At 39.7% G+C, this 11,760-nt stretch carries 15 protein-coding genes; 7 read left to right on the top strand and 8 right to left on the bottom strand.

Going from position 1 to position 11,760, the window contains the following annotated elements; genetic code table 11:
* Positions 1-15: 15 nt before the first annotated feature.
* Positions 16-456, top strand: coding sequence for a hypothetical protein (locus D1868_RS07980; RefSeq protein WP_231112346.1), 441 nt, complete (start codon positions 16-18; stop codon positions 454-456).
* Here the strand turns inward: D1868_RS07980 and D1868_RS07975 are convergent.
* Positions 439-1,491: a DNA polymerase IV gene (locus D1868_RS07975; protein WP_156007221.1), complete on the bottom strand. Its 1,053-nt coding sequence runs from the start codon at positions 1,489-1,491 to the stop codon at positions 439-441. The genes D1868_RS07980 and D1868_RS07975 overlap by 18 nt on opposite strands.
* On the bottom strand, positions 1,488-2,354 hold the full coding sequence (locus D1868_RS07970) for a carbohydrate kinase family protein (RefSeq protein WP_156007213.1): 867 nt from the start codon (positions 2,352-2,354) through the stop codon (positions 1,488-1,490). Before D1868_RS07970 ends, D1868_RS07975 begins: the two co-directional genes overlap by 4 nt.
* A gap of 194 nt (positions 2,355-2,548) precedes the next feature.
* Here D1868_RS07970 and cutB point away from each other — a divergent pair, with 194 nt between their 5' ends.
* Both cutB and cutC read left to right on the top strand, forming a co-directional pair.
* Positions 2,549-3,394, top strand: coding sequence for a glyceraldehyde dehydrogenase subunit beta (gene cutB, locus D1868_RS07965; RefSeq protein ID WP_156007211.1), 846 nt, complete (start codon positions 2,549-2,551; stop codon positions 3,392-3,394).
* Complete coding sequence (cutC, locus tag D1868_RS07960; protein ID WP_156007209.1) at positions 3,391-3,897, top strand: glyceraldehyde dehydrogenase subunit gamma; 507 nt, start codon at positions 3,391-3,393, stop codon at positions 3,895-3,897. Before cutB ends, cutC begins: the two co-directional genes overlap by 4 nt.
* Here cutC and D1868_RS07955 read toward each other — a convergent pair.
* Positions 3,848-4,405 carry a nucleotidyltransferase family protein gene (locus D1868_RS07955; RefSeq protein ID WP_156007207.1) on the bottom strand — a complete coding sequence of 186 codons (558 nt, stop codon included), beginning with the start codon at positions 4,403-4,405 and terminating at the stop codon, positions 3,848-3,850. The two genes, cutC and D1868_RS07955, sit on opposite strands and share 50 nt — an antisense overlap.
* 27 nt (positions 4,406-4,432) lie before the next feature.
* Between D1868_RS07955 and D1868_RS07950 the strand changes: the two genes are divergently transcribed.
* Both D1868_RS07950 and D1868_RS07945 read left to right on the top strand, forming a co-directional pair.
* Complete coding sequence (locus tag D1868_RS07950) at positions 4,433-4,861, top strand: CoxG family protein (RefSeq protein ID WP_156007205.1); 429 nt, start codon at positions 4,433-4,435, stop codon at positions 4,859-4,861.
* A complete protein-coding gene (locus D1868_RS07945) occupies positions 4,862-5,263 on the top strand; it encodes an SRPBCC domain-containing protein (protein ID WP_156007202.1) in 402 nt (133 codons plus the stop codon).
* Here the strand turns inward: D1868_RS07945 and D1868_RS07940 are convergent, their stop codons facing one another.
* Positions 5,264-6,838, bottom strand: a complete 1,575-nt coding sequence (locus D1868_RS07940; protein WP_156007200.1) for a GTPBP1 family GTP-binding protein — start codon at positions 6,836-6,838, stop codon at positions 5,264-5,266.
* A gap of 60 nt (positions 6,839-6,898) precedes the next feature.
* On the opposite strand from D1868_RS07940, the gene D1868_RS07935 reads away from it, so the two are divergent.
* Positions 6,899-7,393, top strand: coding sequence for a ZPR1 zinc finger domain-containing protein (locus D1868_RS07935; RefSeq protein ID WP_156007198.1), 495 nt, complete (start codon positions 6,899-6,901; stop codon positions 7,391-7,393).
* On the opposite strand, the gene hsp20 is transcribed toward D1868_RS07935, so the two are convergent.
* A complete protein-coding gene (gene hsp20, locus D1868_RS07930) occupies positions 7,380-7,901 on the bottom strand; it encodes an archaeal heat shock protein Hsp20 (protein WP_156007197.1) in 522 nt (173 codons plus the stop codon). The two genes, D1868_RS07935 and hsp20, sit on opposite strands and share 14 nt — an antisense overlap.
* Positions 7,902-7,965: 64 nt before the next feature.
* The gene (gene mce / locus D1868_RS07925; RefSeq protein ID WP_156007195.1) at positions 7,966-8,388 is read right to left on the bottom strand and encodes a methylmalonyl-CoA epimerase; all 423 of its coding nucleotides are present in this window, start codon (positions 8,386-8,388) and stop codon (positions 7,966-7,968) included.
* An 87-nt stretch (positions 8,389-8,475) separates the two neighbouring features.
* On the opposite strand from mce, the gene D1868_RS07920 reads away from it, so the two are divergent.
* Positions 8,476-10,149 carry an acyl-CoA mutase large subunit family protein gene (locus tag D1868_RS07920; protein ID WP_156007193.1) on the top strand — a complete coding sequence of 558 codons (1,674 nt, stop codon included), beginning with the start codon at positions 8,476-8,478 and terminating at the stop codon, positions 10,147-10,149.
* On the opposite strand, the gene D1868_RS07915 is transcribed toward D1868_RS07920, so the two are convergent.
* Together D1868_RS07915 and D1868_RS07910 are read right to left on the bottom strand one after the other, a co-directional pair.
* Positions 10,146-10,682, bottom strand: a complete 537-nt coding sequence (locus D1868_RS07915) for a phosphoribosyltransferase (protein WP_156007191.1) — start codon at positions 10,680-10,682, stop codon at positions 10,146-10,148. The two genes, D1868_RS07920 and D1868_RS07915, sit on opposite strands and share 4 nt — an antisense overlap.
* Positions 10,675-11,757 carry an alkaline phosphatase family protein gene (locus D1868_RS07910; protein WP_156007189.1) on the bottom strand — a complete coding sequence of 361 codons (1,083 nt, stop codon included), beginning with the start codon at positions 11,755-11,757 and terminating at the stop codon, positions 10,675-10,677. Before D1868_RS07910 ends, D1868_RS07915 begins: the two co-directional genes overlap by 8 nt.
* Positions 11,758-11,760 lie beyond the last annotated feature (3 nt).

Raw genomic sequence — 11,760 nt, 5'->3', positions numbered from 1 at the left:
GTTATGGTGATAAATATGAAAGTGAGAATAAAATCTGTCGTTAAAATCGTAAGTATAGAGGAGTTAATAGTTATACCTCTGTCCCGTAACGGTGACTTCGTAGAGGCTTTGAACTTTTACGAAGACGTTCCTGGAGGTAGGGCAGGAAGGTTGGTAGTTATTCATGATAAGTACGGTGAAATAAGTGACGAGCCCGTAGTTATAGCGATAAGAGGCGAGAAAGCTTACTTAGAGGCTAAGAACATAGAAGAAGATTTTGATAAGATCAGGAGAGTAATCCCTCTAGAAAAGGTCGTTAAGGGTAATGTAGTGCCTTTTTACGTAAACATTCAAGTACTTAAAGAAGTAGATACTAACAGTAGGGGAGTTAGAGGGTTTGTGAACTACCTATCGAAGTATGGTAACGTAAATTTCAGTGTATTAAAGGGCATTGTTTCCTTAGAAGAACTGGTCTAACCCTCTGGTCTTAATCACGTCATCTAACCTAACTCCTATTCTACGTATTTTTCTATCGTCCTCCTCGAGGATCTGTTTGAGTAGTTCGAACGCTTTTTCATATGCTTTTTCCTTATTGATCCCATGTTTAAACTTCTTTCCTTTGCTTACGATGTCTAAGTCCTCCATTATTGCCACAACTGTTATCTTCATAGGAACGCCTTGAACTTTGCTATAAGCCTCGTCTGCAGCTCTCTTAAGGTGAGGTAGTATTACTTCGGGCTTTCTCGTATTATACGGTAATGTTAAAATCCTACCGTGAGGCTTTTTGGTCTTGTCCTCCACCGGTTCATTGTATCTGTTCTGAGCTAATTTGACCAAATAAGTTGCCTTAGACCTACCTATTTCCCTTTCTAACTTCGTGAAGTCAAAGTTCAAGACATCAACTAGCTTGTTAACCCCCATTTCTTTCAGTTTGTCAGTCAACATCTTTCCTATCCCCGGTATTTCGTCAATGTCCAGGCTTTGGAGGAAAGACTGAACGTCCTCTGGCTTTAGCACGGCTAACCCATTCGGTTTATTCTTATCAGCTATTATTTTAGCAAATACTTTATTAGGGGCAATTCCTATAGTCACTGTTAGTTTTTCCTTCTCAAATATCTCCTCTTTTATTTTCTTACCTAGGGCGTAAGCTTCATCAAAGTCCTTCACTTTATCTGTTATATTTAAGTATGCTTCGTCAATACTCGCTATTTCGAGCTTTGAGGTGTATTTCCTGAGTATTCCGTTCATAATCCTATTAGAAACCTCTTGGTAGACCTCCTTCCTCATGGGTAAAAATATAGCGGAAGGGGCTAACTCCATCGCCTTAATTATTGGTATCCCAGCCTTTACTCCCAGTTTTCTAGCCTCGTAATTGCCTGTAGCCACAGCACCACTGGTCTTAGTCCTTCCCGAGTAAACGCAGACAATTACCGGCCTGCCCTTATACTGGGGGTTAAGTACCTCTTCTACTTGGGCGAAAAAGTAGTCAAAGTCCACGAAGAGCACAATCATTTACAATATACACTTGGAGTGTAAGATTTTAATGCGTTTAGGATCTCGCTTAGAGTGGGAGAAGATGTTCCTCCTAATTTTGTTATTTTTAACGCTGAAGAAATTACCGCGAGTCTTAATGACTCCTCTAGACTATAACCCTCCATATACGCATAATTAAACGTTGCATCAAATACGTCTCCCGCACCAGTAGTATCAATTACATGGTCTACTTTATAAGCCTCTACCTCACACTCCTTATCTTGGGATATTACCCTAGCACCTTTTTCACCCATTTTTATTATGATTAAGTTCACTTTCCGCAAATTGTTTATGTTTACGGAGTTGCTCTCCTTCTCGTTTAGGTAGAGTATATCTACGTCCAGTTCAGAATTAAGCTTTCCACTGTTTGGCCCTGGGTCATAGCTGATTAACTTCGAGCTAGGATCTCTGATCACGATTTCAGGAGGTACGGAGGCGAAGTGAATCACATCAAACATCCCGAAGTACTTTCTCACGTCTTCATTTGATAGAAGTAACGAAGAGCCTAACTTCCTAACAATTGAGACTTTTCCATCACTCCTCAGAAGAATTAAAGCCATACTTTGGGGTGCATTTACCTCTTCTACATAGTCCAAGCCCACACCGGTCTCCGCAAGTTTTTCGAGTATAGGTCTTATGACAAGTGAGTCCTTCCCCACTTTGGCTAAAATCTTAACGCTATGACCTAGTTTATTGACCGCTATAGCGTAATTTACAGCTGCACCACCGGGCTGAATTTCAAGAATGTCGGTAGTAAGAGGTTCGTCAGGCTGAGGAAATTTATCTAACTTTACTATTATATCTATGTTAATTCTACCAACTGAAAGATGTATGGGTTTCAATATACAACACCTCAGTTAGCCGCCACGTCTTCACTACTCTGACCCAAAAGTCTTCATCACTAGTAGTAAAGAGTATTTCTTAACTTAAATAAATCTACTAGCTATCTCGCTTAAAAGGTAAATCTTTTGAGGACACACAGTTTGTAGTAAATACAGTAAGAAGATTTAAAATATAATGTGGTATTTCATTATTCGTGTATCCTCCTAAGATAGGTTATGTAATTCCCGATAGTATAGAGGAAGCGATAGAGTTCTTACAACAACATGAAGATGCAAGACCTTTAGCTGGCGGGCATAGCTTAATACCTGCTTTAAAGCTCAGGATTATAAGACCTTCTTATTTAGTAGAAATAAGAAGATTTCAACAACTTAACTACGTGAAAAGAGAAGGAAATATCTATAAAATAGGTGCATTAACTACCCATTACGACATGATAAAATCCAATGTACCACTACTAAGTGATGCGGCAAAAACGATCGGAGATCCCCAAGTTAGGAATATGGGAACAATAGGCGGTGTTATATCACACCTAGACCCGGCTGCAGATTACCCTGCTTCTTTGATAGCAATGGACGCTAAGGTCTTAATAAGAGGCAAGAAAGGTCAGAGGTTAGTTGACTTCAAGGACTTCGCAAAAGACATGTTTACACCAGATTTAAACCCTGGAGAACTTGTGACAGAAATACAAGTTCCGGCCTTTGATGGTTACAAGTTTTCATATCAAAAGCTAGAAAGAAGGGCTGGCGACTACGCAATAGTAGGTGTTGCGGTCCTTCTGAAGGTAAACGGAAGTAGAATCGAGGATGCAAGAATAGGCTTAACTGCTGTAAACAATATAGCAGTTAGAGCAAAGGGTGCAGAAGAAGAGTTAATAGGAAAGGAACTCACTGAAGAAGTCGTCGAGAAAGCATCGACAAGGGCTATGGAGAGTGCAAACCCTACTTCGGACATAAGGGGATCAGCTGAGTATAAGAAAAAGATGGTTAAAGTATTAGTTAAGAGGGGTATAAATCAAGCTTTAGGAGGTGTTCGTAAATGAAGATAATTGAGAAAGACCAAAAGGCTAAGATAACTTTGAAGGTAAACGGAGAAGTTCACGAGGTGGAGGTAGAGCCTAGAAGACTATTGGTACACGTTTTAAGAGACTTAGGATATACAGACGTTCATATCGGATGTGATACTTCTAATTGTGGGGCATGTACTGTAATAATGAACGGAAGATCCGTTAAGTCATGCACAGTTCTGGCAGTAGAGGCTGATGGTGCTGATATACTAACTGTCGAAGGTCTTAGCAAAGACGGGAAGCTACATCCGATACAAGAGGCTTTCTGGGACAATCACGGTTTACAGTGCGGTTACTGTACTCCGGGTATGATAATGGAGGCTTACTGGTTACTTAAAGAGAATCCCAACCCGTCAGAGGAGGAAATCAGAGAAGGTATATCAGGTAATTTATGCAGGTGTACTGGGTATCAAAACATAGTAAAGGCTATTAAGGATGCTTCTTTGAGGTTAAGTCAGAAGGAGTATCCACGTCAATAAGGACTTCTTCACCGCTCTCAACGTAACATATTTTTTTAACCTTATCCATTATAGCCCTAGCTCCTATATCTCCCTCCAGATTCATGATCAGGGGGAAAGTCCTTTTGTGCAATAGTACTGGGTTCCCTCTAACTCCTTTGTGTGTAGGTACTACTATATCACAGTCCACAGTGAATGATTGGATTATCCTATTTACGGTATCCCTAGTAATAAACGGCATATCCCCAAGGAGTACAATAACTCCATCATAGTCTTGAAAGAACCTTATCCCGAGTTTTAATGAAGTAGACATTCCCTTACTCCAATAAGGGTTGTACAATACTACTTGGTCTTCCAATATTCTCATCAACTCTTGGTAGTATTTCCCCACTACAATTACTTTATCTATGCCTTCAACAGCACTTACTACTCTTCTAATAATAGGCACTCCGTAAACTTCCTTAATTAGTTTGTTAGAACCAAACCTATTAGCTTCACCTGCAGCTAGAATTACAGCTCCGATTCTCATAAATACTTTTACTCAAAATACCTATTTATGAAATATGAAGGAGAAGTTCCGGTTCAGGTAAGTGCTGAAGAGCTTTGGAATTTCGTGACAAAACCAGAAAGCATGGCTTCTTGCTTCCCCGGGATAAAGAGTTTAACTAAGGAAGGTGACGAGTATAGAGTAGTAGGAACAGCTGGAATAGGTTTCATAAAGGGAGAGTATAAGGCGTTAGTTCGTTTTGTTAACATAGACAATGCTAAGAAAACCCTTAGCTTAATCGCAAAAGGAAATGGGTTAAACAGCAACGTAGATATTAATGCAATTTTACAAGTTTTAGATAATCCAGTTAGGTTAAAGTATTCTGCCGACGTAAAAGTCGGAGGTGTTCTTGCCTCGATAGGGGCGAGATTAATGGACTCAGCTGTAGGTAAGATAGTGAACGACTTGTTTGAGTGCGTGAAAACTAAGGTGAAGTGATTGGAGATAAGTGGAGAAGTGAAAATAAAGAATGTGGATAAAGCAAAAGAGTTCCTTAGTTCTTATCAGAACTTAATTAATTGTATTCCAGGGGTAACTGAAATAAAAGGAAAAGAGTTTACTGCAAGAGCAAAGATCGGTTTTTTGACAGTAGAGACTAAGGCTCAAGTGAAGTCCTTTGAGTTTAGGGATAATGAGTCTGTGTCTGTTATCGAAGTTGAAGGAGTTGGAGTAACCTCTACGATTATCAGTCGAGTCAAGATCGACAATGACAAGTTGATATATAAAATAGAATATGAGGTACAGGTTACTATTAAAGGCCTGGAGAAACTTGTAGAGAAGCAAGCACATAAAATTGCAGAGGACATAATAACATGTACTAAACAAAGAATAGATGAATAATCACTCTAGTAACTCGGTTACTATCCCAAGACCTCTAGTCCTACCTTCTCTAAAAACGAATATCTGCCCCTTCTCTATATATTCCGGCCTGTATAGGAACTCCATCACCACTTCTGCTGTGTCACCAGTCCTAAGATATCTTGAGGAAATTTCACGGAATTTCACTGCTTGTCTAATTGTGTATAGATGCAAGGTAGCCACGTATCCCTCCTTGATTGTAGTAGGGTGATGAAGTACTACTATTCTAGCCTTAAACTTCTTGTAGCTTTTGGGTTTTTCCACTGTTAGTACCATTCCTTTTCTCAGGTTCTCCTTATCCACTCCTTGAACTGCAAAAGTCGCTATACTTCCTGCATTGACAGAGTCAACAAATACTCTGTTCAACTGAATCGACTTGATTTTAACTAGCTTAAACTCTCCCAGTTTAGTAGGACCTATATAACAACTATCATTTATTTTTACGTTCCCCCTTATTACTGAACCTAGTACTACAGTTCCTACTCCGCTCACGTTATATATTTCGTCTATATAAACTAGAGGAGGCTGGTTATCATCACTTGTGACCTTGGGCTTTGGTGGTAGCATGTTCAGGAACTTACTCAGTATGTCGAGTCCCTTCCCGGTTACGTTTGACACTTTAAAGATCGGCACTACTCTCTTACTCTTCATGGCTAGGATAGCGTTTAATAAGTCCTCATCTGATTCTACCTCCATGACAAGCCTGTTAATCCCTGGAATCTTAAGCACGTTTCTTATGTCATTTACTATATCTTGTACTCTCTTTTCGTCGTATTTGTCGATTTTTGTTATGACTATGAACACCGGGAACTTAAGTATTGATGCAATAGCTAAATGCTCTTTTCCCATGGCGGACAATCCGTCGTCCGTCCCCACTACGAGCATTACATAATCTACTTCGTATCCTAATAATCCCTTCAGAGTTGTTCTGAGGTACCTCTCGTGACCGCCTAGGTCTATAAGTCTCACTATCTTCGTACTTTTTAACGTTATTTCCGCTTCGTCCAGAGGATCTCTCAAGTTCCAGTTAACAATTGTTCCCTTATCGTTAAATCCGAGAAGCCTTAAAGTAATTGAGGAAGTTCTCCCAGTCAAAACCTCGTGTACGTGTCGGGCTACCATAGCCCTCAGTGTACCGTTACCATCATCAAGTTTTCCTAATACTAGTGCACCGGTCAAAGTACTCTTTCCGGCATTTACATGACCCATTACTGCTACATTAACTTGGACGGGGATCTTATCCTTGAATAACCTTATGAGCACTTCTCCTATATATCGTCCTTTTTTTACTTCGACAATTCTCTTGTGTACTACTTTAGCATTAACTGCCGAAGCAATTTTATCTAGAATTTCAATGCTACTTTCTAAGTCCTCTTTACTTAACCCCAAAACGTCTCCATCATCGCTTACTCCGATTACGTAAAACGCTTCTCCTCCTCCTTCTTCAAGTCTGTATTTCATTTGTGTAGCGAGAGATTGTAATCTATTCTCGTCTTTGCTATTTATTAAAAGTTTATACTCTATCTTACCGATCTCGTTCTCTTTAGGATACCTCATCCCACCACTTTTTACAAATAATAATTTGTATCCGAATAGATAAACTTTAATAAGATTAAAATGGAACCTCAATTACTCTATGAAGGAAAACATAAATGTCCCATATGTCATGCGGATCAAATGATCGTCAGAGAGTATTTATATGAAGCACCCAATGTAGGTAGACTAGAACTGTCGGTTTGGGAATGTCAAAGTTGTGGTTACAGATTGAGAGATGTAAAACCACTAGAATTCTTGACACCAATTAAATTAGAGCTTAAAGTTGAAAAGGAAGAGGACTTAGGAACAATAGTTTACAGATCAGCTTTTGCGGACATTATAATCCCCGAGTTAGAAATTGAGGTTACTGCGGGTGAAGCATATCAAGGAGTTTTGACGACTATTGAGGGAATTTTAGAAATAATCCTTGATCAGTTGGGGGATAATTGCGAAGAAGAGAAATGTAAAAAGCTTGAGGATGCAAAAAATGGGAAAATCCCGTTTACCTTAATAATAAATGATGAAAGTGGTCTGAGCTTCATTCAGTCGGAAAAAGTAAAAATTACTCAACTTTAATTTCTTTGCCTTCATTTTCCTTGCTTTTCGCTTTTTTCAGTATTATCTGCAATACTCCGTTGTTATAAGTAGCCTTGGCACTATTCTCGTCTGCTTGAGTCGGTAGTTCTATCTCTTTGTAATATTTCCTATCCCCACCTTCAGCCCTTATTATTAATGTCTTCCCTCCATCCGTTATCTTTACTTTTATGCTATTCTTATCAACACCAGGTACTTCTGCTATAACCCTAATCTCATCTCCTTTTTCTATTACGTCTACTAGAGGTTCTCTCTCTTCAGTTATCATTGGCTTTCCTTTGTAGTTCTTAATGTTTCCGAACTCTTCTACAATTGGCTTCCCGTCAGGTCCTATTGTTACTCTGAATCCGTAAACATAGGGACCGAATGTTTTTACTTCGCCTTCTCCCCCAAGTCTCATGAATTCCCTCTCGAACCTCTCAAATTCTTCCTCTATCTCTCTTATCATTTCATCAAATAGATCAAATGGATCCTTATACCTTCTTGACATCTTTTTATCCCAAAAGAGAATTACGAATTAGAGCTAAAAAAATCAACGCGTGAAATTACCTTGATTATTCATGAGGCTGAACAAGCTCTAACAACACACCCATAACACTCTTCGGGTGTATAAACGCTACTAGATGCCCTCTAGCACCAGGTCTAGGGACCTTGTCGACAAGTTGTAAACCATTTGATTCTAACTCTTTCAGGCTCTTTTCTATGTTTTCCACCTTAACCGCTAAATGATGAAGCCCGGGCCCCTTTGTTTTCAGGAACTTGGCAACGGTGTTATTCATGTCCTCGTGATTAATGGGCTCTAAAAGTTCTACAGCAGTTTCACCATGAGTTCCGGTAAGAAAAGCCACTTTTATACCTCTATCAAGTAAGTCCTCTCTATGAACAAGTTTCATCCCGAGCATAGTGGTGTAGAATTTAATCGCTTTATCTATATTTTCCACTACGACTCCGATATGGTCGATATTTTGTGTCTCCATGGCTAGAATTAATTCATTTTTGACTTATAAGTTTGTTTAAAAAGCAAAGATTATATAGTGTTTAAACCAGTATAATCATGATACCTTATGGATACAGATGAGAAAATTAAGGAAAGTTTACAGAAGTGGGAAGAAAGGGTACTGAATCCGTGGCTAGCCAAGAGACCTGAGAGGAAAAAGGCTTTTACAACACCTTCTGGCATAGAGGTAAGGAGACTTTATACTCCCCTTGACCTCAAAGGTACGTATGGTGAGAAAATAGGTTTTCCCGGAGATTACCCGTTCACCAGAGGAATTTACCCCACAATGTATAGGGGGAGGCTGTGGACAATTAGGCAGTACGCAGGCTTTGGTTCGGCTGAAGACACAAACGCTAGGTTCAGAAAACTACTTCAAGCCGGTCAGACCGGTTTGAGCATGGCTTTTGATCTACCTACTCAGTTGGGTCTAGACCCAGACCACGTTTTAGCGTTTACTGAAGTAGGTGGAGTAGGAGTATCGATGTTCCACTGGAAGGAAATGGACTTAGTAATGTCAGGGATTCCAATGGATAAGGTAACGACATCAATGACGATTAATGCTACGGCAATTGAGCTGTTGTCTATGTATGTAGCAACTGCCGAGTCCAGAGGAATAAGTATGAATGTGTTAGACGGTACTGTACAAAACGATATTCTAAAAGAGTACATAGCTAGGAAGAACTTCATATATCCCCCTGAACCTTCCTTACGTTATGCAATAGACCTAATCGAATACTCAGCAAAGAACATACCTAAGTGGTACCCTATAAGCATTAGCGGTTATCACATAAGAGAAGCAGGGGCTGACGCTGTTCTTGAGGTAGCATTTACGTTAGCTGATGGTATTGAATATGTGAGAAAAACAGCCGAAAGGGGTATTCCGGTAGATGATTTCGCTCCCAAGTTGTCATTTTTCTTCGCAGGTTATACTAACATATTCGAGGAAGTAGCAAAGTTTAGGGCTGCTAGGAGGATGTGGGCTAAGATAATGAAAGAGTGGTTCAATGCTAAGAAACCAGACTCTATGATGTTAAGGTTCCACACACAAACCGGAGGAGCTGAACTCACAGCGCAACAGCCAGAGATCAACATAATAAGGACTACCTTACAAGCCCTAGCAGCTGTTCTCGGAGGTACACAGAGCCTCCACGTTAACTCTTATGACGAGGCTTTAGCTTTGCCAAGCGAGAAGGCTGCTAAAATCGCGATTAGAGTACAGCAGATAATTGCGTATGAAAGCGGTGCAACTGATACTATTGATCCTTTAGCTGGGTCTTATTACATTGAATGGTTAACTGATGAGATTGAGGAAAGGGCGTGGAAGATAATTGATCAAATAGAGAAGATGGGAGGTATGATGAAGGCTATTGAGAGAGGATATCCACAAGCAGAAATCGCTAACAGTGCTTACAGAATTCAAAAGATGATCGAGACTGGTGACATGGTGAAAGTAGGAGTAAACATGTTCTACGAGCCCGACTGGATAGGTACTACTGAAGTGTTTAGGGTAAACCCCCAAATTAGGGATAGAATAATGGAGAGGCTGAAGAAGTATAGAAGTGAGAGAGACGAAATCAAATGGAGGGACTCATTAAACGCTGTTAGGAAAGCAGCTGAGAAGGAAAAGGAGAACTTATTCCCACACATACTGAACGCAATAAAGGTTGGAGCTACAGTAGGAGAGATAAGTTCTACCTTGAGAGAAGTTTGGGGAGAATACAGAGAACCCAGTGTATTCTAACTGTTTTTCCTCAATTTTTTGAGTATTTCTAAGAACCTCTCTTTCTTATCAACTGGTGCTTCAGTGTTTTCTCTAACTATCTCCCACTTGTCCCAAGGGAAGATGATCCATTTATCAACTACTTTGTAGTAATAGTCCGGATACTTTCTAGACCACGGCTTAACAAATATTGTTGCTGTCCTTACTAAAGAAGGGTTAAACATTGCTATGATGTTCCCGACAAAGTCTAATGTTTCCCCAGTATCTGACACGTCGTCTATAACGAGAACTTTTTTGTTCTCAAGATTATCTACGTATACCGCTCTCACTATAGGCTTATTTTCCCTACTATTTACTCCCTTATAGAACTTGACGTCAATATATCTCATGCTCTTTATTCCCAGCACATCCGACATTAGTTTGGCTGGGATTACTCCTCCAGTAAGAATAGCCACAATTACGTCAGGGACAAAATCATCACTCAGCATTCTTTCTGATATTGTTAAAATTCCTTCCTCTATTTCCTCCCACTTAGGAATATAATACTCAACCATTCATCATCACCAAAGGTATTTTCATTTCGTCCTCACTTAGTCCCCCATGATGGCCTATTAACTTTGTATACTCATCTTGTTGTTGTTTAAATAAATAAACGTAAGCCTTATCATCATCAGGGACTGCTATGAAATCAGCGTAAGACCCTTCCTTACCTAATAACTTTTCAAATTCACTCCTAGGGAATACCTTTAATGAAGGATACTTTGAGTAAAGGTAGGTCTTCAGATCGTACTTACTGTGGAGGAAAATAGCTCTTGAGTCGCCATAAGGGGGGAAATCTAAAATGTTAAGCAATTCAGTGTCATTATTGAAAATTACATGCTCTCTTGTTTGTACATGACCATGATCTGCGACAATAACGAATTCGTATTCCCTTTTCAACGCAGCTAGTTTAGTCAATCTTCCGTAGATATCTCTCATCGCCTCCTTGACCACTTCAGTGTTAGGGCCGTGCTTATGAGCCAATGTGTCGACGTCCGGTATATAAAAGTACACAAAATCATAATTCTCATTCAAAACGTTACTGAGTTCGTAGAATGCGTCAAAATAAGTGCTATATGTCTTTGTCACTTTCACCTTACCGTGAGTCATGTTAGTAAATTCAGTATCGTTTAAACCCTTGGGTATTACCGCTACTGTGTTCTTATCCGTTACCTCGGCTAAATAACTCTTTGCCTCTGGGAATAGTGTAGAATACTTAACTTGTATCGAGTCCCTTGAGTCTATTAAGGGGTAAGTATACTTCAACGTGTTAATCACAGAACCGAGTTTCTTGGAATATGTTGTATAGCCTAAAATTCCGTGCTCTCCAGGTAGTTGGGCCGTAAATAGTGTTGTTATGACTGTTGCTGTAGTTGAAGGGAAAACCGTAGTTATATAAGTGTCTACATTTATTCCCGCATTCTCCATCATCTTATAACCCATTCCATCAATCAGCGCTAAGACTAATCTTTTGCCGGTTATACCAATCTTATTGCCTTTGCATTGCCTATTTACCCCGAGAAATTCAGCTATTCCACAGGCTAGATTATAAATACTTCTCGAAGAATAATCAGGGTATACTAACTCCATACC

The organism is Stygiolobus azoricus (assembly GCF_009729035.1).
Classification (GTDB): domain Archaea; phylum Thermoproteota; class Thermoprotei_A; order Sulfolobales; family Sulfolobaceae; genus Stygiolobus; species Stygiolobus azoricus.
The sequence above is the reverse complement of the archived record's forward strand: the minus strand, read 5'-3'. Positions and strand labels throughout refer to the sequence as shown.